At 72.1% G+C, this 24,439-nt stretch carries 22 protein-coding genes and 1 tRNA gene; 19 read left to right on the top strand and 4 right to left on the bottom strand.

The genetic code is table 11. The features are described 5' to 3' along the window. Positions 1-9: 9 nt before the first annotated feature. From AB0M46_RS02910 to AB0M46_RS02855, 12 genes are all read left to right on the top strand, one after another. Positions 10-942 (top strand): UTP--glucose-1-phosphate uridylyltransferase, encoded by a 933-nt coding sequence (locus AB0M46_RS02910; RefSeq protein WP_363332537.1) that lies wholly within the window; start codon positions 10-12, stop codon positions 940-942. After that, positions 939-2,225 carry a gephyrin-like molybdotransferase Glp gene (glp, locus tag AB0M46_RS02905; protein WP_363332536.1) on the top strand — a complete coding sequence of 429 codons (1,287 nt, stop codon included), beginning with the start codon at positions 939-941 and terminating at the stop codon, positions 2,223-2,225. Before AB0M46_RS02910 ends, glp begins: the two co-directional genes overlap by 4 nt. Then, positions 2,222-2,839: a GNAT family protein gene (locus tag AB0M46_RS02900; protein ID WP_363332535.1), complete on the top strand. Its 618-nt coding sequence runs from the start codon at positions 2,222-2,224 to the stop codon at positions 2,837-2,839. Before glp ends, AB0M46_RS02900 begins: the two co-directional genes overlap by 4 nt. Before the next feature lie 195 nt (positions 2,840-3,034). Further along, positions 3,035-3,718, top strand: a complete 684-nt coding sequence (locus AB0M46_RS02895) for a hypothetical protein (RefSeq protein ID WP_363332534.1) — start codon at positions 3,035-3,037, stop codon at positions 3,716-3,718. 70 nt (positions 3,719-3,788) lie between these two features. Next, positions 3,789-3,865 (top strand) — tRNA-Ala (locus tag AB0M46_RS02890). A gap of 295 nt (positions 3,866-4,160) precedes the next feature. Then, positions 4,161-5,345 (top strand): FAD-dependent oxidoreductase, encoded by a 1,185-nt coding sequence (locus AB0M46_RS02885; RefSeq protein WP_363332533.1) that lies wholly within the window; start codon positions 4,161-4,163, stop codon positions 5,343-5,345. After that, positions 5,342-6,238 carry an RNA polymerase sigma-70 factor gene (locus AB0M46_RS02880; RefSeq protein WP_363332532.1) on the top strand — a complete coding sequence of 299 codons (897 nt, stop codon included), beginning with the start codon at positions 5,342-5,344 and terminating at the stop codon, positions 6,236-6,238. The genes AB0M46_RS02885 and AB0M46_RS02880 overlap by 4 nt, the downstream gene beginning before the upstream one ends. A 144-nt stretch (positions 6,239-6,382) precedes the next feature. After that, positions 6,383-7,504, top strand: a complete 1,122-nt coding sequence (locus AB0M46_RS02875; RefSeq protein ID WP_363332531.1) for a serine hydrolase domain-containing protein — start codon at positions 6,383-6,385, stop codon at positions 7,502-7,504. A gap of 22 nt (positions 7,505-7,526) precedes the next feature. Next, complete coding sequence (locus AB0M46_RS02870; RefSeq protein ID WP_363332704.1) at positions 7,527-7,868, top strand: DUF1801 domain-containing protein; 342 nt, start codon at positions 7,527-7,529, stop codon at positions 7,866-7,868. Positions 7,869-7,913: 45 nt separating this feature from the next. After that, positions 7,914-8,474 carry a dihydrofolate reductase family protein gene (locus AB0M46_RS02865; protein WP_363332530.1) on the top strand — a complete coding sequence of 187 codons (561 nt, stop codon included), beginning with the start codon at positions 7,914-7,916 and terminating at the stop codon, positions 8,472-8,474. Between the two features lie 84 nt (positions 8,475-8,558). Then, positions 8,559-11,789, top strand: coding sequence for a BTAD domain-containing putative transcriptional regulator (locus AB0M46_RS02860; protein ID WP_363332529.1), 3,231 nt, complete (start codon positions 8,559-8,561; stop codon positions 11,787-11,789). A 444-nt stretch (positions 11,790-12,233) separates the two neighbouring features. Then, positions 12,234-14,111: an adenylyl cyclase gene (locus AB0M46_RS02855; RefSeq protein WP_363332703.1), complete on the top strand. Its 1,878-nt coding sequence runs from the start codon at positions 12,234-12,236 to the stop codon at positions 14,109-14,111. A 95-nt stretch (positions 14,112-14,206) separates the two neighbouring features. Here AB0M46_RS02855 and AB0M46_RS02850 read toward each other — a convergent pair whose 3' ends face one another. Genes AB0M46_RS02850 through AB0M46_RS02840 form a run of 3 tightly spaced genes read right to left on the bottom strand, consistent with a single transcriptional unit; the run spans position 14,207 to position 16,520 of the window. After that, complete coding sequence (locus AB0M46_RS02850; RefSeq protein ID WP_363332528.1) at positions 14,207-15,646, bottom strand: multicopper oxidase family protein; 1,440 nt, start codon at positions 15,644-15,646, stop codon at positions 14,207-14,209. A gap of 29 nt (positions 15,647-15,675) precedes the next feature. Beyond that, positions 15,676-16,101, bottom strand: a complete 426-nt coding sequence (locus tag AB0M46_RS02845) for a DUF6220 domain-containing protein (RefSeq protein ID WP_363332527.1) — start codon at positions 16,099-16,101, stop codon at positions 15,676-15,678. Between the two features lie 20 nt (positions 16,102-16,121). Then, positions 16,122-16,520: a hypothetical protein gene (locus AB0M46_RS02840; RefSeq protein ID WP_363332526.1), complete on the bottom strand. Its 399-nt coding sequence runs from the start codon at positions 16,518-16,520 to the stop codon at positions 16,122-16,124. 175 nt (positions 16,521-16,695) lie between these two features. On the opposite strand from AB0M46_RS02840, the gene AB0M46_RS02835 reads away from it, so the two are divergent. Together AB0M46_RS02835 and AB0M46_RS02830 are read left to right on the top strand one after the other, a co-directional pair. Beyond that, the gene (locus tag AB0M46_RS02835) at positions 16,696-17,829 is read left to right on the top strand and encodes a histidine kinase (RefSeq protein ID WP_363332525.1); all 1,134 of its coding nucleotides are present in this window, start codon (positions 16,696-16,698) and stop codon (positions 17,827-17,829) included. Then, entirely contained in the window at positions 17,826-18,488 is a 663-nt protein-coding gene (locus tag AB0M46_RS02830) for a response regulator transcription factor (protein ID WP_363332524.1), read from the top strand. The genes AB0M46_RS02835 and AB0M46_RS02830 overlap by 4 nt, the downstream gene beginning before the upstream one ends. Before the next feature lie 168 nt (positions 18,489-18,656). Here AB0M46_RS02830 and AB0M46_RS02825 read toward each other — a convergent pair whose 3' ends face one another. Next, positions 18,657-19,229: a helix-turn-helix domain-containing protein gene (locus tag AB0M46_RS02825; protein WP_363332523.1), complete on the bottom strand. Its 573-nt coding sequence runs from the start codon at positions 19,227-19,229 to the stop codon at positions 18,657-18,659. Positions 19,230-19,313: 84 nt separating this feature from the next. On the opposite strand from AB0M46_RS02825, the gene AB0M46_RS02820 reads away from it, so the two are divergent. The 5 genes from AB0M46_RS02820 to AB0M46_RS02800 all read left to right on the top strand — a co-directional run bounded on the left by AB0M46_RS02820 (position 19,314) and on the right by AB0M46_RS02800 (position 24,303). Next, positions 19,314-20,207 (top strand): SDR family oxidoreductase, encoded by an 894-nt coding sequence (locus tag AB0M46_RS02820; protein WP_363332522.1) that lies wholly within the window; start codon positions 19,314-19,316, stop codon positions 20,205-20,207. 118 nt (positions 20,208-20,325) lie between these two features. Continuing rightward, complete coding sequence (locus AB0M46_RS02815; protein ID WP_363332521.1) at positions 20,326-21,246, top strand: NAD-dependent epimerase/dehydratase family protein; 921 nt, start codon at positions 20,326-20,328, stop codon at positions 21,244-21,246. 3 nt (positions 21,247-21,249) lie between these two features. Further along, on the top strand, positions 21,250-22,251 hold the full coding sequence (locus tag AB0M46_RS02810) for a Clp protease N-terminal domain-containing protein (RefSeq protein ID WP_363332520.1): 1,002 nt from the start codon (positions 21,250-21,252) through the stop codon (positions 22,249-22,251). A gap of 10 nt (positions 22,252-22,261) precedes the next feature. Next, positions 22,262-23,071 carry a metallophosphoesterase gene (locus AB0M46_RS02805; RefSeq protein ID WP_363332519.1) on the top strand — a complete coding sequence of 270 codons (810 nt, stop codon included), beginning with the start codon at positions 22,262-22,264 and terminating at the stop codon, positions 23,069-23,071. A 152-nt stretch (positions 23,072-23,223) separates the two neighbouring features. Beyond that, positions 23,224-24,303, top strand: a complete 1,080-nt coding sequence (locus tag AB0M46_RS02800) for a ParB/Srx family N-terminal domain-containing protein (protein WP_363332518.1) — start codon at positions 23,224-23,226, stop codon at positions 24,301-24,303. Positions 24,304-24,439: the final 136 nt, after the last annotated feature.

Below are 24,439 nucleotides of genomic sequence, written 5' to 3'. Positions count from 1 at the left end.
CCTTTCTACATGCCTGACACGACTCCTCACCAGTCCGCACCGCGCCAGCGGGCTGTCAAAGCCGTGATCCCGGCGGCGGGGCTAGCCACCCGCTTCCTCCCTGCGACCAAAGCCGTCCCGAAGGAACTGCTGCCGGTGGTCGACCGGCCGGTCCTGCAGTACATCGTCGAGGAGGCCGCCGCCTCCGGCATCCGGGACATCCTCCTGGTGACCGGCCGCGGCAAGACCTCGATGGTCGATCACTTCGACCGCCGCCCCGACCTGGAGGCCCGCCTCGCCGAGAAGGGCGACACCAAGCGCCTGGAGGCGATCAAGCGCCCGGCCGAGCTCGCCGAGATTTACACGTGCCGGCAGGGTGAGCCCCTCGGCCTCGGGCACGCGGTGTCGTACGGCGAGTCGCACGTCGGCAACGAACCCTTCGCGGTGCTGCTGGGCGACGAGTTCGTCGACGAGAGCGAGCCGCTGCTGCCGGCGATGCTCGACCTGCAGGCGCGCACGGGTGGCATCGTGCTCGCGTTCATCGAGGTCGAGCCGGAGGAGACCAACCGCTACGGCATCGCCGCCGTCGAGCCCTCCGAGTTCACCGTCGAGGCCGGCGAGGCGATGAAGGTCACCGCGCTGGTCGAGAAGCCCCGGCCGGAGGAAGCCCCCAGCAACCTGGCCATCGTCGGCCGCTACATCCTGCCCCCGGAGATCTTCGACGCGATCCGCCGCATCGGCCCGGGTGCCGGCGGGGAGATCCAGCTCACCGACGCCATGGCGCTGCTGCTGGCGGAGGGCACGCCGGTGCACGGCATCGTCTACCGCGGCACGCGGTACGACACCGGCATGCCGCTGGGGTATCTGCAGACGGTCGTCCAGCTCGCCGTGAAGCGCGACGACCTCGGGAAGGCGTTCAGCCAGTGGCTGACCCAATTCGTGGAGAAGGATCTGCTCGGGTGACAGCGGTTCCAGCGACGGGCTCCCACCACGACGCGGCGCGCGACGCCGGCGTCGGGTCGAACGCGCGCGTCCCCCTCGCCGACTACCTCGCCGGCGTGCTCCGAGGGCTGCGCCCGTTGCCCCCGCTGGACCTGGAGATCACCGCCGCGCACGGCAACGTGCTGGCCGAGGACGTGGTCGGACCGGGCCCCGTGCCCGCGTTCGACCACGCCGCCATCGACGGCTACGCCGCGCGCTTCGACGACGTCAGCGACGCCCAGCCGGGCCGGCCGGTCCGGCTGAGCGTCGTCGGCGACCTGGTCGCCTCCAGCTGGCGGCCGGTCCGCCTCACCCCCGGCACCTGCTTCTCGGTCGCCGCCGGCGCGCTCATGCCGGTCTCCGCCGACGTAGTGGTGCCGCCCGGCCTCACCGACCAGGGGATGGCCGCGGTCGAGGTCTACCACCCGACCAAGCGCGGGCACGGCGTGCGCCGGGCCGGCGACGAGCTGCCGGCCGGCGCGATCCTGGCCCGGGCCGGCGCCTACGTCACCCCGCCGCTGGTGTCGGTCCTCGCGGCCAGCGGCATCGGCCACGTCGTGGTCCGTCCCAGCCCGCGGGTCGTGGTCATCGCCACCGGCGACGAGCTCGTCGACGTGGGCCGGGCCAGCCAGCCGGGCCAGGTGGTCGACGCCAACTCGCACGCCCTCACGGCCGCCGCGGCCGAGGCCGGCGCCCACGCCTACCGGGTCGGCATCTGCGACGACGACCCCGAGGGCCTGCGCGGCCTGCTCGACGACCAGCTGCTGCGGGCCGACCTCATCATCACCACCGGCGGCACCGGCCACGGGCCGGGCGACATGGTGCGGCGCATCCTCTCGCGCACGGTCGTCTTCTCCGACCTGTCGGTGTACCCGTGCTCCTCCCTCGGCTACGGCAACGTCGGCGGCCCCAACGGCGTGCCGATCGTCTGCCTGCCCGGCGACCCCGGCGCCGCGCTCATCGGCTTCGAGGTCCTCGCCCGCCCGGTCATCCAGCTCCTCGCCGGCGCCGACCCGGTCTTCCGCCCGAGCGTGCGCGCCCACCTGCTGGAAACCGTCAACTCCCCGTCCGGGATGCGCGAGTTCCGGCCCGCGTACATCACGGAGCGCCGCGGCGGCGGGTACACTGTCGCTCCACTCGCCGGTGGCCCGTACACCCTCTCCGGCCTGGCCGACGCCAACGGCCTCATGGTGCTGGGCGAGAAGGTGATCAGCGCGGCTGCCGGCTCCACCGTGGACGTCATACTCTTGGATAGGCGGCGATGAGTCAGCCCGGATGGCCCGCAGTCCTCTCCGACGGTCCGGTCACGCTGCGCCCGTATCGGCGCTCCGACGCGCGCACCTGGTCCGAGGTGCGCCGGGCCAACGAGCAGTGGCTGGGCAAGTGGGAGCCGACCCCCTACGGCACCTGGCACGATCTCAACTCCGTGGCCGCCTTCCGGGCCGTGCACGCCGACCTGCGCCGGGCCGCCCGGCAGGGCACCGCGATGCCGTTCGCGGTCTGCTACGAGGACCAGCTCGTGGGCCAGCTCACGCTGGGCAACATCGTGCGGCGGGCCTTCTGTTCGGCGTACGCCGGCTACTGGGTCGACTCCCGCCAGGCCGGCAAGGGCATCATCCCCACCGCCCTGGCCCTGGTCGTCGACCACGCGTTCCGGGCCGGCGGGCTGCACCGCATCGAGGTGAACATCCGCCCCGACAACCTGGCCAGCCGCCGGGTCGTCGAGAAGCTGGGCTTCCGCCAGGAGGCGTACCACCACCGGTACCTCCACATCGACGGCGACTGGCGCGACCACCTCGGCTACGCGATGACGACCGAGGACCTGGCCACCGAGGGCGGCCTGCTCGAGCGCTGGCACAAGTCGAAGGCCAACGCCTGACCGTTTGGGGAGTTTCTCCCGACTTTTCGTTTACGCCCGGTTAGCTCGAACGGGCGTGTCGCCCTGCGTGTTGACGTGGTAGAAGCCCCGCCGCCACGTATGGTCATGAGTCGGAGTTACCACTGTGTAACTTTCACAGACTTCAATGAATCTTCCGCGCCCGGGGGGACCGGCGCGGGGGCTGAACAAGGAGGCGTGAGGGTGCCGACCTCGGTGCTCCTCGCCGTCCTCGCCGCTGCTGGGCTCCTCGCCCTGGCGCCCGCACTGGTGCGCCGATACGACGCAACAGAGCGGCTGGTGGCGGAGCGGGCATTGTCGACCGCGCGGGTGCTGTCCCGCGTGGACCGGCGCCGCCGCACCGTGCCCGGCCGCCGCCCGGTCAACCCGCCGCGCCTGCTGGTCACGCGCGTCTCGTCGGCGTCGGGCCCGTTGCCCCCGCCCCGGCGCAACCTGACCCCGGTACCCCCCGCGGCCCGCCGCCGCCCGCCCCGCCGCCGCGCCCCGCGCGCGGTGTACCGCCGCCGCCGGGTCCTGCTCGCCCTGGTGCTGCTCAACCTGGTGGAGGTGTGCGGGATCACGCTGGTGAGCCCGGGCTTCTGGGTGGGCTTCGCGGTCACCGGCGTCCTACTGGTCACCTACCTGGCCCACCTGCGCACCCGCGCCCTGGCCGACCGCCGACGCCGCCGCGACGAGGCCCGCTACGCCGCATGGATCGCCCGCCGCCAGGCCCAGGTCCGCCGCGAGCAGCTGCGCCGCGCCGCCGCCCGCCGCGAGGCCCTGGCCCGCCAGTTGGCCGAACGCGACCGCGCCCGACGTGAGGCGGCCCGCCTGTCCGCCCTGCGTGGCCGCCCGTACGACACGCGCGCCTCGGGGCAGTGATCTGATTCGCGAACCCTCCGGCCGACCTGTTACTCTTAGCGCCGGTCCGCTGCAAAGCGAACCGTGACCAGGGGTTGTGGCGCAGTCTGGTAGCGCACCTCGTTCGCATCGAGGGGGTCAGGGGTTCGAGTCCCCTCAACTCCACCAATGGGCCCAGCCTATTCACAGGCTGGGCCTGTTCGCGTTTGTGGTGGAGTTGAATTTTCGCGCTCGCTTCGCTCGCTCCCCAGTGGGGGCTTCGCCACCCACGCCCCCGAAACCCCCGGTTGGGTTGCTCTTTGTCGGGGTCTTGTGGTCCGTCGTGGGGTTGGGCTTGCTTCGCTTCGCTTGCTTCTCGGTGGGGGTTTTTGCTGCCCACGGCCGTCAGTGATCTGGGGCACGTCTGTCACAAGCGGGGGGTTGTCGGTGTCTTGAGGCCAGAACTCGAGAATTAGGGGGCATCATGGCCGGGAACACCGAAGTGGTTGTGGTTGGGGGCGGGTATGCCGGTGTGACGGCGGCCAACCGCCTGGCCGGGCGCGGTGATGTCATCGTGACCCTGATCAACCCGCGGCCGACGTTTGTTGAGCGGATCCGCCTGCACCAGTTGGTGGCCGGGTCGGATGACGCGGTTGTCGACTATCGCGAGGTGCTGGGCGGGCGGGTCGGGCTGGTGGTCGACACGGTGGACCGGATCGATGCTGCTGGGCGCAGCGTGACCCTGGCCGGTGGTGACAAGGTCGGGTATGACTACCTGATCTATGCGGTGGGCAGCGGCAGCGCCGAGGTGACCGTGCCCGGGGCGGCCGAGCACGCGTATCCGATCGCTGGTTTGGAGGAGGCGCAGCGGCTGCGGCCGGTCCTCGACGCCGCGCCGGTTTCGGCCCCGGTCACGGTCGTCGGCGCGGGGCCGACCGGCATCGAGACCGCCGCCGAGCTGGCCGAACAGGGCCGGGCCGTTACCCTGGTCTGCGGCTCGGTGCTCGGCCCGTATCTGCACCCGAAGGGCCGGCGCTCGGCCGCCGCGCAACTCGCCAAGCTCGGCGTGACCGTGCTCGACGGGCCCGGCGCGAAGGTGACGGCGGTGAGCCGCGACGCTGTGCGGCTCGGCGACGGTCGTGAGCTGCCGAGCGCGGTGACCGTCTGGACCGCCGGGTTTAGCGTGCCGGACCTGGCCGCGCGCAGCGGGCTGAGCACCGACGCGCTCGGCCGCCTGCTCACCGACGAGACCCTGACCAGCGTGGACGATGAGCGGATCGTTGCGGCCGGTGACTCGGCTGCGCCGTCGGGTATGCCGTTCCGGATGAGCTGCCAGGCGGCCGGCCCGCTGGGCATGCACGCCGCCGGCACGGTGCTTCGCAAGATCGCGGGGGAGCGGCCCGAGCAGGTCGCGCTCGGCTTCGTCGGCCAGTGCATCAGCCTGGGGCGCCGGGCTGGCCTCGTGCAGTTCAGCGGCCGTGACGACACCGCGACGAAGTACCACGTCGGCGGTCGTGCGGCTGCGAAGATCAAGGAGCTCGTGTGCTGGGGCACGGTCAAGCAGCTGGCCATCGAGGCGCGCCGGCCGGGGGCGATCTCGATCCCGTCCTGGATGGCGGACGGCACGCGCGGGGAGCGGCTGAGGGCCGAGGAGAGGGCCGGCAGGTGAGCGACGAGACCACCGATCCGGCGACGCAGGCCTTCGTCGCCTACCGCAATCTGCTCTTCACCGTCGCCTACGAGATGTTGGGCTCGGCGGCGGACGCCGAGGACGTCCTGCAGGAGGTCTGGCTGCGCTGGGCGAATGTGGATCTTGATCGGGTCCGCGATCAGCGTGCCTACCTGGTCCGCATCACCACCCGCCAGGCGCTCAACCGGCTTCGCACCATGAAGCGCCGCAAGGAGGCGTATGTCGGGCCGTGGCTGCCCGAGCCGCTGCTCACCACGCCCGACGTGGCCGAGGACACCGAACTCGCCGAGAGCCTGTCGATGGCGTTCATGCTCGTCCTGGAGACACTCTCGCCGACCGAGCGCGCGGTGTTCGTGCTGCGTGAGGCCTTCGACGTCGGGTACGACGAGATAGCCGCCGCCGTCGGTAAGACCCCTGAGGCCGTGCGCCAGATCGCGCATCGGGCCCGGCAGCACGTGGAGGCGCGCCGCCCGCGTCAGGTGGTCTCGCCGGGCGAGACCCAGGCCGTCCTGGAGTCCTTCCAGCAGGCGTTGAATACCATGGACCTGCAAAAACTGCTCACCGTACTGGCGCCGGACGTGGTCCTTGTCGGCGACGGCGGTGGTCTGCGGCAAGCCGCGCTGCGGCCGATCATCGGTGTGGACCGGGTGATCCGCTTCTACCTGGGCAACGTCGGGCGGACCGAGGGTGTGATCACCAGCGAGCCCACTCTGGTCAACGGCAACCCTGCCCTCATGGTGCGGATCGACGGGGTGATCGACGGCGTGATGGCGGTCCGGGTCGAGGACGGCCGGATCAGCGGGCTCTACTACGTCCGCAACCCGGAGAAGCTGACCCGCGTGGAGGTCGAGACGGCGCTGACCCTGCGGTGACGAACGCGCTCCGGCGGAGCCCGACCAGCCGGAAACGAGCCTGCGCCGGGCGGCGGTAAAGGACGGTAAAGAAAGCGTAAGCGGTCGCCGGATTATTGGTCGTGGCCGGGCGAAGGGCGCCCGAATGAACCTGTGAAGGCCACGATGAGTGATGTTCAGCGGGACGTGCAGCTGGCGGTCGATCAGCTGATCGAGAGTGACGCGGAGCGGGGGCTTCAGGTCGCCGTCTACCGGCACGGCGAGCAGATCGTGGACGCGGTGGGCGGGTTCGCGGCCGAGGGGCGGCCCGTCGCCGCGGATTCACTGTTCCACGTGACCTCGACGGCCAAGGGGGTGGCTTCGACGGTGGTCCACCGGCTCGTGGCCGACGACATCCTGGAGTACGACACCCCGGTGGTCGATCTGTGGCCGGAGTACGGGGTCAACGGCAAAGAACGGACCACCGTCCGGGACGTGCTGACGCACAGCGCCGGGGTCCCGGCGGTGCCGGTCGGCACGACCCCGGAAGACCTCTGCGACTGGGACAAGATGTCCGAGCTGATCGCCGGCGCCACCCCGTGGTGGGAACCGGGGACCCGCACTGGATACCACCCGCAGACCTACGGCTACCTGGTCGGCGAGATCGTGCGCCGCGCCACCGGCCACACGATCTCCGAGGAGACGCGCCGCCGGGTCGCCGCACCGCTGGGCGTCGAGGAGGAACTCTTCTTCGCCGTTCCGCGGGAGGCTCTCGGCAGGGTGGCGCGGCACGAGCAGCCGGACGGGATGCACCTGAGCGCGGAGATGGCGGCGCAGCTGGCCGAGACGGTGCCGTTCTTCCGGGTCCTCGACAACTGGACCGCGGCGCCGCTGGGGGCTATGCCCGATGCCGACTACTGCAACCGGGTCGACGTGCTGACCGCGGAGATCCCCGCGGGGGGCGTGGCGTCGGCGCGCGCGATCGCTCGTATGTACGCCGCGTTGATGGGCCCGGTCGACGGGGTCCGGCTGTTGTCACCGCAGCGGTTGCGCGATGCCGCCTCGGTCGTGGTGAGCGGCCTGGACGCGGTGCTCGGGTTTCCCGCGAAACGAGGGCTTGGTTACGACATCGGATTCTCGGGGCCGCTGGACAGTCCGACGCTGTTCGGCATGGCCGGCAGCGGCGGCACGGCCGCCTACGCCGACCCGGAGACCGGCGTCGCGATCGCGGTCGCGAAGAACCGCGTCACGGCGGGCGACTACTCGGCCTTCACCACGATCAGTGCTGTCGTGGCGAAGAGCCTTTGAGGGGATGAACGCCGTGACCGACATGGATGAGTACGTCGCCGCCCATCTCGACGAGGGGCAGGCAGCCATAGTCCAGGCGCTCCGAGCGTTCATGGCGATCCACGCGCCCGATGCCCGCGAGGTCATCAGCCGTGGCTCGCCGGCCTGGAAGGGGCGTCAACTGATCGCCATCGTGAGCCGCAGCAAGACGCACATCACCCTCGCCTTCGCACGCGGCGCGGAGTTCTCCGACCCCGAGCGCCGGTTGGAGGGAATTGGCAAGACGACTCGGCACCTCAAGCTCAAGAACGCTGCCGATGTGGACGACGCGCTGCTGTCCGGCTACGTGCGGCAGGCCGTAGAACTCGACCTCAACGAGGCGTAGCCGCCAACCTACACATGAGCCGAGCCGGGAAGGGGCTGAGCGGACATGGGAACGGTGATTGTCTCGACGTTCATCACGCTCGACGGGGTGCAGGACGATCCACAGGACTGGTCGTTCGAGTTCTTCGGGGACGAGTACGGGCGTTACGCGCGGGACCAACTGCTCGCCGCCGACGCTGTCGTCATGGGCCGGGTCACCTACGAGGCCTTCGCCGCGACGTGGCCGGCGGTCGACGACAAGGGCTCCGCGACCGAGGGCTTCGCCGACCGGATGAACAGCATCCGCAAGTACGTCGTCACCAGCACCCTGAACCAGCTCGAGTGGACGAACGCACACGTCGTGCCGGGCGACGTCGCGGCGTTCGTGCGGGAACTCAGGAGCACCACGGACGGCGCCGTCCTGCTCTACGGATCCGGCGGGGTGGCCCGCTCGCTGGCCGCTGCGGGTCTGGTGGACGAGTTCCGGCTCTGGGTGCATCCGGTCGTGGTCGGCGGCGGCACGAACGTCTTCCGCGACTGGCTGTGGACCCGGATGACGCTGATCTCGCAGACCCAGCTCCCCCACGGCGTCGTCATTCTCTCGTACCGGCCTGAGGAAACCCGGTAATGGTGCCGGTGGCCCGATCACGGTCGGGCCGCCGGTCATTGTGGTCGTCTTATTCCCGGCGCTGGACGACCTAGGATCGTTGGCATGCGTTTTGGGGTGCTCGGACCGCTCGCGGTGTGGGACCGCAACGGCCGGCCCGTGCCGATTCCGGGCGCCAAGGTGCGGGCGTTGCTCGCCGCGCTCCTCGCGCGCGACGGGCGCCCGGTGTCCGCCGACCGCCTCGTCGAGGAGCTCTGGACGGGTCAGGTGCCCGGCAACCCGCCGGCGGCGCTCGCGGTCAAGGTGTCGCAGTTGCGCCGGGCGATCGAGGACGCGGAGCCGGGCAGTCGTGCTCTGGTCGAGTCGGGTCCGGCCGGGTTCGCGCTGCGGGCCGCCACCGTCGACGCCGCGGAGTTCGGTGCCCTGGTCGCTCGGGCCGCCAATGAGCGGACGCCGGATTCTCGCGCGGCGCTGCTCGGCGAGGCGCTGGATCTCTGGCGCGGGGACGCATATGCGGAGTACCGGGACGAGCCGTTCGTCGAGGCCGTCGTCGCACGCCTCGAGGAACAGCGGCTGACCGCGGTGGAGGACCGCGCCGAGGCCCGGCTCGCGCTCGGCGAGGCCGCCGCGGTCGCGGATTGGCTGGCGGACGTGGTGAGCCGCCATCCGCTGCGGGAGCGGGCCCGGTCCCTGCGGATGCTGGCGCTCTACCGCGCCGGCCGGCAGTCCGAGGCCCTCGACGCCTTCGCCGAGCTGCGCGCCCGCCTCGAGGACGAGTTGGGCATCGACCCCGGCCCGGACGTCGCGGCCCTGCATCGGGCGATCCTGGCGCAGGATCCGGCGCTGGACCCGCCCGAGGCCGCGGCCGCCCCGCCCAAGCCGGTCAGCAACCTCCCCGCCGCGATGGGTGAGATGTTCGGACGGGACTCCGCGCTCACCGAGCTCGCCGCCCTGGTCGGCGCCCAACGGCTGGTCTCGCTGACCGGCGTGGGCGGCGTCGGCAAGACCCGGCTGGCGCTCGAGGTGGCCCGCACCGTCCAAGGCGAGTTCCGCGACGGCGCCTGGCTCGTCGAGCTCGCCGCCGTTGACGGGGGTGTCGAGGCGGTCGCCGACGCCGTCGCGGGGGCACTGGGCATCCGGGACGCCGCGGGTGGCAACGCGACGACCGTCGACCGGCTCGCCGCCGCGCTGCGCCCCCGCCGGCTGCTGCTGGTGCTGGACAACTGCGAACACGTCATCAACGCGGCCGCCACCCTGACCGGCCGGCTGCTCGCGGCCGCGCCCGAGCTGCGGGTCCTCGCCACCAGCCGGGAACCGCTGCGCATCGCCGCCGAACTGGTCTGGCCCGTGCCGCCGCTGGACCTGCCGGCCGACGGCGGCGACCCGGGCGACGCCGCGGCGATGCGGCTGTTCCTGGCGCGAGCCGCCGCGGCGCACCGGGGCTTCGAGCTGCAGCCCGCCAACGCCGCCCTGATCGGCGATCTGTGCCGCCGGCTGGACGGGATCCCGCTGGCGCTGGAGCTTGCCGCGACCCGGCTGCGCGGGTTGGGGATCGAGCGGCTCGTGGCCGGGCTCGACGACCGATTCCGGCTGCTCTCGGTGGGCGACCGGTCAGCGCCGGCCCGCCAGCAGACGCTGAGCGCCACGATCGACTGGAGCTGGCGGCTGCTCACGGCGCCCGAGCGGATCGTGCTGCGCCGCCTCGCCGTCAACCCCGACGGCAGCAGCCTGGACACCGCGCAAGCCATCTGCGCCGCCGGCGACGTGCGGGCGGCCGACGTGCCGGACCTCCTCGCCCGCCTGGTGGACCGGTCGCTGGTGGTTCGAGTGGAGCGCGACGGTGAGCCGCCACGCTACCGGTTGCTGGAGTCCGTCACCGCGTTCTGCCTTGAGCGGCTCGACGAGGCCGGCGACCTGGACGCTACCCGCGCCCGCTGGCTGCGGTACTACGTGGCGTTCGCCACCGCCGCCGAGGCCGAGCTACGCGGACCGCTGCAGGCGCGGTGGCTGCGCGTCCTCGACGGTGAGGCGGCGAACCTGCGCGCCGCCGCCGACCAGGCGGTGACCGGCGGCCACCCCCGCAGCGCGCTCCGGCTCGTCGACGCGCTGGCCTGGTACTGGTTCCTCCGCGGGCGCCTGGGCGAGGGCCGCCGCTGGATGCGGGCCGCGCTGGCCGCCTCCGCCGGCGCACCGGAAGTCCCGGAACGGGTCCGCGTGGCGGCCTGGGAAACTGGTTTTGCGTTCCTGCTCGGCGACGTCGATGACTGGCCGATCCGGCACAAGGCCGTTCGGGAGGCCCTGGACGACCTGACCGCCGACCCCCGTCACGCCCGCGCCGCCTGGTTCCTGGCGTACGCAGAGGTCGATCTCGGGGACGTCGCCCTCACCGAGGCGTTCGTGTCCGAGCTGCTCTCCGCGTTTCGTGCCACGGACGACACCTGGGGTTCCGCGGCAACCCTCACCCTCACCGCCAAGCTGGCCTACATCCGCGGCGACACGACCCGCCTGGTCCACGACGGCGACCGTGCCGCCGGCATCTTCCGGCAGCTCGGCGATGGGTGGGGCCTGCTGCAGGCGACCGAGTGGCTCGGTGCGCACGCCAGCCTGACCGGCGAGCACGCGCTCGCCACCCGGTTGCATCGGGAAGGGCTCGAGCTGGCCCGGGAGCTGGGCTTGTGGGCGGACGTCGCCGGCCGGCTCGGATGGCTGGGCTGGCTCGCCATGGAACACGGCGACCAGGAGGCCGCCATCCGGCAGTGCACCCAGGCGCTCGCTCTCGCCCAGGAGCAGAACGCGCCGCTGACCGTGACGTTCGCGCGGATGGGACTGGCGTGGGCCGCTCGACGCGCCGGCGACCTCGACACCGCCATGCGGCATCTGCGGACGCTGTTGCGGGATGCGGCGGCCCAGTCGACCCGGGCGGGTCGTCCGCTCTACGTCCCCAGCGTGCTGGTCGAGCTCGGCCACGTGGCGCAGCACCGGGGTGACCTGGCCGCCGCCGCCGGCCAGCACCGCGAGGCGCTGAAGGCCGCTCGGGAGCTCGGCGCCGAGCGTGATGTCGCCCTCGCGCTCGCAGCCCTGGCGGGCACCGCGGCGGCCGCCGGCGAGCACCACGCAGCCGCCTCGCTGCTCGGCGCCGCGCAGCGGAGCCGGGCCTCGACGGGCAGCACTCCGGCCGTCGCGGATCAGGCCGACATCGAGCGCACCACGGCAGCCGTGCGTGCGGCGCTGGGTGATGCGTTCGACCGGGCCTTCGCGGCGGGCCGGGACCTGAACCCGGCGGCGGTGACCCGTCTGGCCAGGGTGCTGCTCGTGGACGACGACACCGTCGACTAACCGGAGCTCCCCGGCGGCCAGGACCGCCGGGAACCCGACGCCAAGAGCGCCCCATATGGTCGGCGTTGAGGGTGGTCGACACCATTCGGTCCGATTCTGGTGTGCATTTCCGCCGTCGAGATGGGCCGCTGGGCTATTGCGCGAAAAAGTCAAGGGCTGCCTGACGTAGCGCCGAGCTGGTTTACGCGGTAGAAACATTCCACCCACTTCCTTCAGGCCCTGATACAAGTGGCGGTGCGGTGAGAGCGCTCTCTGCACCGAGCCGCCCAAATCGGGCCACAAGTCCCCTGAATAGGCGGCTCCATGAGGGTCGCGACCCCGGCGGGACGAGAGAGCGCTCGCCCGTCCGGTGCGCGCCCTTCGTCGCCTGTTCAGGTCTCCTCACCGGATCCGACTCTTCGTTACGTACCGCTGCCCCCAGCAGGAAGGACGAACTGAATGACAATGCACGCCCCTGGTAGCCGGGGTCTGGCAAGCCTGCGGTCCGGTCGTCGGCAACTCGGCCGGGCGTTCACGGCCGGGCTCGTGCTGACCACCGCCATCACGACCGCGGGAGCGGCCGCCGCCGCCGCGCCGCCGCCCAGCAGCTGGGACCTCGGATCGAACGTCACCGTCTTCGACCCCAGCATGCCGGTCAGCAGCATCCAGGCGACCCTCGACGCGGCGAACGCCGCGCAGGTCGACAACGAGATGGGCACCGCGCGCCACGCCTACCTCTTCAAGCCGGGCACGTACGGCACGGCGGAGCAGCCGCTGCAGATCAAGGTCGGCTACTACACCGAGATCACCGGCCTGGGCGCGTCGCCCACCGACGTGGTCATCAACGGCAAGGTCGAGGTCTACAACCGTTGCCTGGAGAACGGGGGCACGAGCAACTGCCTCGCGCTCGTCAACTTCTGGCGGACGCTGTCCAACCTGTCCATCAACGTCAACAGCGCCGGGCAGGACGGCTGCCGCGGCTCGGCGGACTTCTGGGCGGTCTCCCAGGCCGTTTCCATGCGCCGCCTCAACATCACGGGCGCCAACCTGTCGCTGATGGACTACTGCACCGCGGGCCCGCAGTACGCCAGCGGTGGCTTCATCGCCGACTCCAAGCTGCCGTTCGTCGTCAGCGGATCGCAGCAGCAGTGGCTGACCCGCAACAGCGAGGTCGCTGGCTGGTCCAACGGCGTGTGGAACCAGGTCTTCTCCGGTGTCGTCGGCGCGCCCAGCGAGGCCGGGTTCCCCGACCCGCCGTACACGACGCTGGACACCACCCCGGTGAGCCGGGAGAAGCCGTACCTGTTCGCTGACGCCAAGGGCAACTACAACGTCCGCGTGCCGTCCGCCCAGAAGAACAGCCGCGGCATCTCGTGGGCCAACGGCCTGACGCCGGGCCGCACGGTCCCGCTGAAGGACTTCTTCGTCGCGACCCCGTCCGACTCGGTGCAGGTCATCAACAACCAGCTCGCCCGTGGCCTGAACCTGCTGCTCACCCCGGGCGTGTACGACATCGCGCGCACCATCGAGGTCAAGCGGCCCGACACGGTCGTCCTCGGCCTCGGCCACGCGACGCTCACCTCGGCCGCCGGCGCGGTCCCGCTCGAGGTCGCCGACGTCCCCGGCGTCGTCGTCGCCGGCGTCTCGTTCGACGCGGGTCCGGTCAACTCGCCGGCGCTGCTGCGGGTCGGCAAGCCGCACGGCAACCACCGGACCTCGGCGGACAACCCGACGACGCTGTCCGACGTGTACTTCCGCGTCGGCGGTCCGCACGTGGGCAAGACCGACGTCGCGCTCGAGATCAACAGCGACAACGTGCTCATCGACCACACCTGGGTGTGGCGCGCCGACCACGGCGTCGAGGGCTTCACCGACACCCAGCGGTGGAAGACCAACACCAGCCGCAACGGCGTGGTCGTCAACGGCGACAACGTCACCGCGACCGGCCTGTTCGTCGAGCACTTCCAGCAGTACGACGTCATCTGGAACGGCAACGGCGGCACGACGGTCTTCTTCCAGAACGAGCTGGCCTACGACCCGCCGACCCAGGCCGACTGGATGAACGGCAACACCAAGGGCTGGGCCGCGTACAAGGTCAGCAACTGCGTGAAGACGCACCGCCTCTACGGCGGCGGCGCCTACGTGTTCAACCAGAACAACCCGTCGATCCACACCGAGAACGGCTTCGAGGTCCCGCAGACCCCGGGCGTCCGGCTGCACCACATCATGACGGTCAACCTCAGCGCCGGCACGATCGACCACGTCGTCAACGGCGTGGGCGGCCCGGCCGACACGACCCGGGTCGGATCGCCGGTCTTCGTGACCGACTACCCGACCCCGTAACACGCCAGCACCACCGAACCACCGGCAGGGCCGCAGCCTCCGCGCTGCGGCCCTGTTCCGTTCGCGGCGCGACGCGACCGTCAGGCCACGCATCTTCACTCGGGGTGGTTGTGGCCTTTGCCTATGCGGTAGGGGGTGGTTACGCCGGAGTAGGCGAGGTGGGCCAGGAGGCCCTCGGCGGCGTGGGGCAGGTTGTGGCAGTGGTCGACCCATATGCCGGGGTTGTTGGCGATGAAGGCGATCTCGTAGGTTTCGTCGTCGGCTACCTCCAGGGAGTCTGTCCACCATGGACTGCCGGTCGCGGCTGTGCCGTTGCGGCTCAGGACCACCGCGTGGTGGCCGTGCAGGTGCATCGGGTGCGTCTCGCCGCTGCTGTTGGCGATCGTCATGCGCACGACGTCGCCGGCGCTGACCATGTACATGGGCACGTCCGGGTACAGCTTGCCGTTGACGGTCCACCACAGTCCGGGCCGCCCGTCGAGGAAGCCGAAGCGGCGCCCGATGCGGTACTCGAACCGCCGCGTCGCGGTGGCGGGGTCGAAGCCGATGGTCACCGGCGCGCCGTACGACAGCAGATCGATCGACGCCTTCGGCTCCGGCGTCACCGGGGCCACGGCGCCTTCGGGACCCACCACGAGCGCCGTTCCCGCACCGACGTCGACCCGCACGGCGCCGCCCGCGTCCGGGACCGCGAACTCCACGTCGGCCCGGCCACCGGCGGGCAGCACGACCGCGGCGGCGGTGACCGGTGGCGGCGCGTTGCGATCCCGGCCGTCGACGGCGACGAGGCGGTAGGCCGCGCCGGACACCCAGGCGCGCACGGTGCCCTGGTCGGTGTTGACCAGACGGACCCGCACCGTGCTGCCGGGGGCGGCGGCGACGCCGGTCTCACCCGGGCGGCCGGCGACGGTGCGGCGGCCGCCATAGGTGTGCACCAGCGCGAGCCGGTCGACGACGGCAGGCGCGCCGGCCGGTGGATCGACCACGAGCGCACCGAACAACCCCAGCCGCACCTGTTCGTGCGAGACCTGGTGGGAGTGGTACCAGTAGGTGCCGGCGTCCGTGGCGACGAACCGGTACACATGGGCCTGGCCCGGGGCGACCGCGTCCTGGGTCACGCCGGCCACGCCGTCCTCCGCGTTCGGCACGTCGTAGCCGTGCCAGTGCAGGGTGACACCGTCCGGCACGGACTCGTTGACCACTCGTACCTCGACCAGCTGCCCCTGCCTGGCGCGGATCTCCGGGCCCGGCGAGGCGTGGTTGAGCGTGTACCCCGCCACGCCGCGACCGTCGGGAAGGTCGATCCGCTCGGCGCGGGCCACCAGCGTGATGGACACGTCGGCGGGCCGGTCGCGCGGGCCGGTGAAGGCGGTGACCTCGGCGCCGCCGTGATGCATGGCGCTGTGGTCGGCGCGGGCACCGCCGCCGTAGTCGGGATACCCCATGTCCATGGCGGAGTAGGTGTCCGGCGTCAGACTGCCCTGCCACCACCAGCCCACCGGGCCCAGGGTGGCCAGAGCCGCCGCAATCGGCACGGCGGCTCGCCAATGCCTGCGTCTCATGTTCAGGCCGGTCGCGGCAGGACCGGCTCGACAGCACGCCGCACCCGGCGCGCGGCGACGAGCGCGGCGGCCAGCAATGCCACGGCGTTGAGGCCGTGCAGTGCGCCGACCAGCGGCGCGCTGAACGATACGAACGCCAGTGCCACCTGCAGCGCCGTCAGGCCGAAGGTGATTGCCGCCCATCTCACGCCGCCGGGAATCCTGGCGAAGAAGGACAGGATCAGCAACGTCAGCGCGATGAGCGGGATGAGCGCCATGCCGATGATGCCGTGCGCGTAGTGGCCGGGATTGGCGCCGGCGTCCTTGTCGAAGACTCCGCCTGCGTCGATGGTCTGCAGGACCGCGAACCAGGCGTAAGCGACACTGGCCGCCTGCGCCAACACCCCGGCCGCGACGAGGCAGGCGAAGACTCGGTAGGTGGATCGCATCGGTGATGTCTCCCTAGGTCTCAGGCGTGGAAGTGGCGCCGGGCCCCTGGCAGCGCGAGCAGCCCGGCGCAGGCCGCGGTCACGGCGAGGAACACCAGCGCGGCCGTCTCGCCGAACGCGATGAGCTTGAGCAGGCCGAACGCGGTCTGCGCGGCGAGCAGGACCAGCGCCGTGCGCAGCGTCCGCGGGGCGCCGCGGCCGAGGCGCAGCGCCGTGACGATGCAGGCGAGCGCCATGACGGGCGCCCAGGCGGCGGCGATGTAGTCCTTGCCGGAGAGCGGCATGATGATCGAGAAGGCGATCGTCGCGACGAGCTGGAACGCGCCGAGCGGCACCAGCAGCAGGAGCTGGGCGCCGCGGACGGCGATCGGCACCCGCCGGCGCACGGCGGTGGTCGGCTCGGCGGTGGTCGTGGTCATGGGGTACCTCCGGATTGGCTCAGGAAAACTCCGGTGTGTCGACGCCGATCGTGCGGCCGGACAGGGCCTTCGCTCATCGACCCAGGGGCGGAACCACGGCCGATCCGGTGGGCCGAGCGCGAGCTCAGCCCACGGGCTGATGACACGCCGTGCACCGCCCGCCTACCGTGGCCACGTGTCACCATGGCGGCGGTTCGCGCAGGTCGGGACCACGGACAGGGTGGTCGCGACGCTGCTGGTGGTCATCGCGCTGGCGCAGGTCCTCGTGTTCCTGCCGATCGCCCCCGCCCCGATCGGCGTGCTCGTGGCCGTCGGCTCGACCGCGCCGATCGCCTGGCGCCGCACCCACCCGGTGATCGCCGCGCTCGTCGGCTCGGCCGTGTGGCTGATTCCGACCGACGGATTCCTGCTGGTCGGTTACCTCGCCGCGCTGCTGCTGTTCTATGCGGTGACCGCCCACGTGACCGACCGGCACCTGGCGGCCGCGACGGTCCTCATCGCGACCATCTTCGGCATCGCCGGCTCAGCCGAGCAGCGGGTGGGCGTGGGGGAGTACGCCGGCGCCGTCCTCGCCGTCCTGGGCCCGGCCGCGGTCGGGGTGCTGGTGCGCCGCCAGCGCGGGCGGACCCGCCTGCTGGAGGAGCTGACCCAGCATCTGGAGCGGGAGCGCGACCGGCGCGAGCGGTCGGCGGTCGCGGACGAGCGGGCCCGCATCGCCCGCGAGCTGCACGATCTGGTCGCCCACGCGGTGAGCGTCATCGCCGTGCAGGCCGACGCTGCGGAGGCGGCGCTCGAGTACGACCCCGGGCTCGCGAAGCGGCCGATCGCGGTGATCCGCGGCTCGGCGGTCGAGGCGCTCACCGAGATGCGCCGGCTGCTCGGGGTCCTGCGCGCCGACGCCGGCGACCCGGACCGGGAGCCGTTGCCGGGGCTGGCCCAGCTGCCCGCGCTGGTGGGCCGGGCCCGCGACGGCGGCCAGGCGGTGGACCTGGCCGTGGACGGCACGCCGGTACCGCTGCCGCCGAGCCTCGACCTCTCCGCGTATCGCATCGTGCAGGAGGCGTTGACCAACGCGACCAAGCACGCGCCCGGCGCGCCGGTCTCGGTCGGCCTGCGCTGGCTGCCGGACGCGCTGCAGATCGAGGTGTGCGACCGTGGCCCCGGGGCCCGCGGCCTGCCCTCGCCCGACGCGCACGGCCTGGTCGGCATGCGTGAGCGGGTGCGCATTCACGGTGGCAACCTGCAGGCCGGCAATGCCGCGGCCGGCGGTTTCGCGGTCCGGGCGCTGCTGCCGATCGAGGCGGCATGACGCGCGTCCTCATCGCGGACGACCAGGACCTCGTCCGCTCCGGCCTGCGCTTCGTGCTCGAGGTCGCCGGCCTGGAGGTGGTCGCCGAGGCCGTGGACGGCGCCGAGGCGTTCGCGCAGGCGGAGCGCCTGCGGCCGGACGTGGCGCTGATGGACGTCCGGATGCCCGGGACCGACGGCATCGCGGCGACCCGCCGCATCGTCGAGGCCGGCCTCGACACGAGGGTCCTGATGGTGACGACCTTCGACCTGGACGAACACGTCTTCGCGGCCCTCCGGGCGGGCGCCAGCGGCTTCCTGCTCAAGGACGTCGGCCGCCAGCAGCTGGTGGAGGCGGTGCGGGTCGTGGCCGCCGGTGAGGCCCTGTTCGCCCCGACCGTGCTGCGCCGCCTGGTCAGCCATTACGTCAACCGCCCACCGGCGCCGCCGCCGTTCGCCGGCCTCGCCGACCTGACTCCCCGCGAACGCGAGATCCTTCAGCTCATCGGCCGAGGCCTGTCGAACACGGACATCGCCGCAGAGCTGGTGATCTCGATGGCCACGGTGAAGACCCATGTCCGGCACCTGTTGCAGAAGCTCGCCCTCCGCGACCGTGCCCAGGCGGTTGTGCTCGCCTACGAGACCGGCCTGGTCACCCCCGGCTCCGCCGGGAGCCGCTGAGCAGCGAGGCGCCGGACGCCGCCGGGAGCCGCTGAGCAGCGAGGCGCCGGACGCCGCCGGGAGCCGCTGAGCAGCGAGACGCTGGACGCTGCCGGGAGCCGCTGAGCAGCGGGGCGCCGGACGCCGCCGGTGGCCCGGCACGCGCGGTGTGCGGCGCGGCCCCGAAGCTCAGGCGGCCGGCGTGTGCAACGCGAGCAGCTCGCCGAGGACCTGGTCCTCGATGTCGGCGAGCGAGCGCCGCTCTCCCTCGCGGATCCACTGCGCGAACGAGATCCCGAACACCGTCATGGCCGAGTGGGCGGCCAGCGCGGCGGTGCGCTCGTCGACGCCCCGCGCCCGCAGCGCGCCCGCGATCGTCTCGGCCAGGATGGTGAGCTTGTGCGACTCGCGCTCCTGCAGGGCCGGGTGCTGGTCGATCACCGTCTGGCGGGTGCGGGAGTGGAGCCGGCGCTCGTCGGGGAAGAAGGCCGCGGCGCGGCGCAGGGCCGCGGCGACGACCTGCATCGGCGGCGCGTCGGGCGGCGCGTCGTGCACGCCGGCCAGGAACGCCTCGACCAGCTGCTGCTGGCCGTGGAAAAGCACCTCGCGCTTGTCCGGGAAGTGCCGGAAGAAGGTGCGCTCGGTCAGGCCGACCGACTGCGCGATCTCCGTGGCGGTGGTCTGCTCGTAACCGCGGGCGGCGAACAGCGCCAGGGCGGCCTTCTGCAACCGCTCCGGGGCCCCGGGTTCCCACCGCACCATGGGCTCCAGTGTAGTGATGGCAGGAACTGACATCGCGGAGTACGGTATGTCTGTCACTGACATCATCAGTCGAGGGAGCACGTCATGCGCGTATTCGTCACCGGGGCCTCCGGCTGGATCGGCTCGGCGGTCGTCGACGACCTGCTCGCCGCCGGCCACGAGGTCACCGGCCTGGCCCGGTCCGACGCGTCCGCCGCGAGCCTGGACGTCAAGGGCGCCCGGGTCCTGCGCGGGGACCTCGACGATCTCGGGTCCATCCGCGCCGGCGCGGAGGCCGCCGAGGCCGTCGTCCACCTGGCCAACAAGCACGACTGGGCCGACCTGGCCGGCTCCAACGCCGCCGAGCGGGCCGCCGTGCAGACCGTCGGCGACGCCCTCGCCGGCAGCGACCGGCCCTTCCTGGTCGCGGCCGGCCTGGCCGGCCTCAATCAGGGCCGGATCTCCACCGAGTCCGACCCGTCGCCGTTCCACGGCCCCGACTCCCCGCGGGGCGGCAGCGAGAATCTCGCGCTGGAGTTCGTCGAGCGCGGCGTGCGCAGCGTGAGCCTGCGCTTCGCCCCGACCGTGCACGGCACCGGCGACCACGGGTTCATCGCCATCCTGTCCGCGATCGCCCGCGAGAAGGGCGTGTCCGGCTACCCGGGCGACGGCGGCAACCGCTGGCCCGCCGTGCACGTGCGCGACGCCGGCCGGCTCGCCACCCTGGCCCTGGACAAGGCGCCCGCGGGCGCCCGCCTGCACGTGGTGGCCGAGGAAGGGGTGCCGACCCGCGAGATCGCGGAGGCGATCGGCCGGGCGTTCGACCTGCCCGTGGCCCCGATCGCGGCCGACGACGTCCTGGGCCACTGGGGCTGGATCGGCAGCTTCTTCGCGATGGACCTTCCCAGCTCCAGCGCCGCGACCCGGGAACTGCTCGCGTGGACGCCGACCGGCCCGACCCTGCTCGAGGACCTGGACGCGGGCGCCTACAAGTCGTAGACGGCCGGGGCCCCCAAAGCGAGGGGGCGGCTGCTTCGTGGTGGCGCTGGTAGGCTCCGTAGCCGCGTGAACGGACTGGACGTGAGCGGGCTTCGGGAAGCAGAAGGTGGCGACACGGATGGATGTGCGGTCGGCGCGGCCCATCGACGGGCGGACGATTCTGGTGACCGGTGGGGCCGGGTTCGTCGGCAGCCATCTCATTCGGCGCCTGCTGCGGGACCACCCCGGCGTGGCCGTGGTGTCGGTGGACAACTACTTCACCGGGACCATTGAGGCGCAGGTCGACGACCCGCGGGTGACCTACCTGCACGCGAGCACGGTGGAGCTCAGCAAGGTCTGGGCCAGCGAGGGGCTGCCGGCGCCGGAGTACGTGTTCCACTTCGGGGAGTACTCCCGGATCGTGCGGTCGCTCGAGGAGCTCGACCTCACGTGGGAGTTCAACCTGCGCGGGACCAAGGAGGTCGTCGACTTCGCGCACCGGCACGGGGCGAAGGTCGTCTACGCCGGGTCGAGCTCCAAGTTCGGCAACGACGGGCAGGACGAGCGGCTGAATCCGTACGCCTGGACCAAGGCGAAGAACATCGAGTATCTGGCCAACTATCGGGACTGGTACGGGCTGGACTACGTCGCCGCCTACTTCTACAACGTGTACGGCTCGGGGCACATCCGCACCGGGAAGTACGCCACGGCGATCGGGATCTTCGAGGACCACCACGAGCGCGGCGTGCCGCTGCCGGTGGTGTCGCCGGGCACCCAGACCCGCGACTTCACCCACGTCGACGACATCATCTCGGGCATCCTGCTCTGCGCCCAGCACGGCGACGGCGACGGCTACCTGCTCGGCACCGGCACCGAGTGGCAGATCCAGGACGTCGCCGAGATGTTCGGCGGGCCGATCGAGCTCATCCCGGCGCTGCCGGGGGAGCGGACCCGCGGGCGCGCCGAGGCGACCAAGGCCAAGGCGCTGGGCTGGACGGTGACCCGCAACCTGCCCGACTACGTCGCCGAGTTCAAAGAGCGGGTAGCGCAGAATCGTTAGGTGATGAGCTCTGGGGTCGTCGCCTCGCACGAGATCGTGGTCGGCCTCGGCGAGTCCTGCCGCTGGGCGGGGCTCGCCGGCGCACCGGTGGTGAACGCCGAACGCCTGGCCGACGTGCTGCTCGGCTGGGTCGGGGCGATGGACGTACGGTGGGAGGTCGTCCCCGGCTTCGGCGCCTCCGGCGAGGCGGTGCCGTTCGAGACCGAGGACGAGGTCGACGCGACCCTGCGCCTGGCCGAGTGGCACGCCCGCGGGCGGCTGCGGCGCCCCTTCGACGCCCCCGTGCCCGGGTGGGACGAGCGGATCCGGGTCGCCCTGGGCCGGGCGCTGGCCGCCGCGGCCGAGGGCGACATCCGCTACGTCGGCTTCAAGCTGATGCTGCGCTCCCTGCTCGCCGAGTGCGACTCGCCCGGCGAGTGGATGGAGTTCGTGCGCCGCTTCCACCTGCGCCCCGACGCCGAGTTCCTGGCCGACGGCAGCCCGGACGCCGCCCGCGGCCTGGAGCTGCTGGGCGGCCCGGCCCAGGGCGTCGCCGCGGCCGTGCGCCGCGAAGCCGTCCGCCAGGCCGTCCGCGGGGGGTGCACCCTCGTCGGCCAGGCCCACCTGGTGATGGCGATGTGCGCGCTGAACCACGCGCTGGAGCGGACCGGCGGGCGCCCGGCCGGCGGCGGGCCGCAGGCGCTGGCCGCCCGGGGCCTCGGCTACCCGCAGGTCAAGGGCTTCGCCGAGGAGTTGTCGTTCGAGGTCGGCGAGCCGCCGAAGCGGGACCGCACGTGGTGGCGCGGGCGGGAGGACCCGGCGTTCGCGGCCGACGTCGTGCGGACCTTCGCCGACGCCGACCGGCTCGCCGCCGACCTCGGGCAGCCGGTCGCCGGGACGACCCACCTGCTGTACGTCATCGCCGCCGACCCCGCCGCACCGGGCGCGCGGATGCTGCGCTCGCTCGGCGTCGACCCGGCCGCCCTGGCCATCGACCTCGGGCAGCAGCTGAGCGCCGGGCAGTAGGCTTGCCCGCGTGAGCGGGCGACTCCTGGCCATCAGCGACCTGCACGTCTCCTACCCCGAGAACCGGGCCCTCGTCGAGCAGATACGGCCCACCCACGACGACGACTGGCTCATCGTGGCCGGCGACGTCGCCGACCAGTTCGCCGACGTCATGTGGGCCCTGACCACGCTCGCCGGGCGGTTCGCCAAGGTGATCTGGGCGCCGGGCAACCACGACCTGTGGACCCCGCAGCACGACCCCGAGCAGGCGCGCGGGGTGGCGCGGTACGAGCTGCTGGTCGACGCCTGCCGGGCGGCCGGGATCGTCACGCCCGAGGATCCGTACCCGTTGTGGCAGAACGACATCGCGGTGGCGCCGCTGCACGTGCTGTACGACTACTCCTTCTGGCCCAAGGGTGCGACCTCGACCGAGGAGGCGCTCGCGATCGCCCACAAGGCCGGGATCGTCGGCACCGACGAGGTCCTGCTGCACCCCGACCCATACCCCGGGCGCGCCGAGTGGTGCCGGGCCCGGGTGGCCGCCACCGAGGAGCGCCTCGCCGCCCTCGACCGGCCGGCGGTGCTGGTCAACCACTTCCCGCTGGTCCGGGAGCCGACCGACGTCATGTGGTACCCCGAGTTCGCCCTCTGGTGCGGCACCACCCTGACCGCCGACTGGCCCACCCGCTTCGACACCGCCGTGGTCGTCTACGGCCACCTGCACATCCCGCGGACCACCTGGCACGCCGGCGTCCGCCACGAGGAGGTGTCGGTCGGGTACCCGCGCGAGTGGAAGAAGCGTTCGTCCCCACCGGCCCAGCTTCGGGACGTATTGCCCTGACCGTCCGAAGTGGACATCTCGTGAAGGCCGGCGCGATTGACATGAGATCGTTCCCTCGGATTCACCTGCATGTCAGGGTTGCGCTTTCGCGCGTTGGGTGATCATGGCGACGCTCGGCGTCAGTATCCGCACTGACAGCTAGGAGCACGCATATGCGCTTCAGATCTCCGTCGCGCCGCGGCGCGGTACTCGGGGCGGCAATCGCCGTGGCGATCGGTGCCGGGGTCGCCGCGCTCGCGCCGGTCGCGTTCGCCGCACCGGGGGCACCGGGCACCCGGCCGTCGTTCTGCGGCCACGACCAGCGCAAGACGCCGTTCGCGCAGTACCTGTGCGCCGAGGCCGGTGACCTGCTCGACGTCCGCATCGGCGACGTGCACCCGACGCAGCCGTCGCTGGGCTACGACGAGGTCTACTACAAGCTGGGCCGCTACACCCTGGGCAAGGACGCGATCAACAAGAAGTTCGACGACTGGTGCGAGGCCGACGGCCGAGTCGCCGCCGCGACGGCCGCACCCGCCGCGCGGCTGGACGACCCCTCCTCCTTCACGTGCCAGCTCCCGGTCGGTGCCGAGACCGCGAACAGCATCGCCGCCATGAAGACCGTGGTCATCGGCCCCGGCGGCGAGCCGTTCCTTACCGACGGGCACCACACGCTCACCTCCTTCTACGAGACCCCCGACGGCGGCGCCAACCTGCACGTCCGGCTGCGGGTGCAGGCCAACCTGAGCACCCTCACCCGCCAGGACTTCTGGGCCGAGATGCAGGCGCACAAGTGGGTGTACCTGCGTGACCCGCAGGGCAACCCGACCAAGGTGAACAAGCTGCCGACCAGCGTGGGGCTGGCCAACTTCGCCGACGACAAGTACCGCAGCCTGCTCTACTTCGGCCGCGACATCGGCTACGCGCAGAACGGGCTGCCGTTCCAGGAGTTCTACTGGGGTAGCTGGGTCCGCGACACCAAGCCGATCGATCTGGCCGGCTGGAACCCGAACGACCACGCCAGCTACCTGGCCACCGTCAAGTCCCTGACCGTGACGATGACCGCGCTGCCCAAGGCCACCGTCGTCGACAGCGGCTTCACCGCCGCCGAGCTCGGGGCGCTGGACCAGTGGAACGACGGCAAGGCCGCCAACAAGGGCGAGTTCGACAAGCTGAGCAAGCCGTACTCCGACGTCAAGCCGGGCAAGCTCGCCTACGCGCTCGAGTACAAGCGGGTGCACGGCCTGGGCTGACCGGGCTCGTAACCGCTCGGCGCCGTGCTTTGCCGGTGTGTCGCAGTGGCACGTTTTCGGGATTCGTTGTGTCTGGCGTGGTCGTACGGTTCTTCTCAACAGGGATGACGAAGATTTCGAATAAGGGGATACGGCG

Origin of the sequence: Dactylosporangium sp. NPDC051485, from assembly GCF_040682015.1 — a bacterium.
Lineage (GTDB): Bacteria > Actinomycetota > Actinomycetes > Mycobacteriales > Micromonosporaceae > Dactylosporangium.
This window is presented reverse-complemented; position numbering and strand designations above follow the sequence as displayed.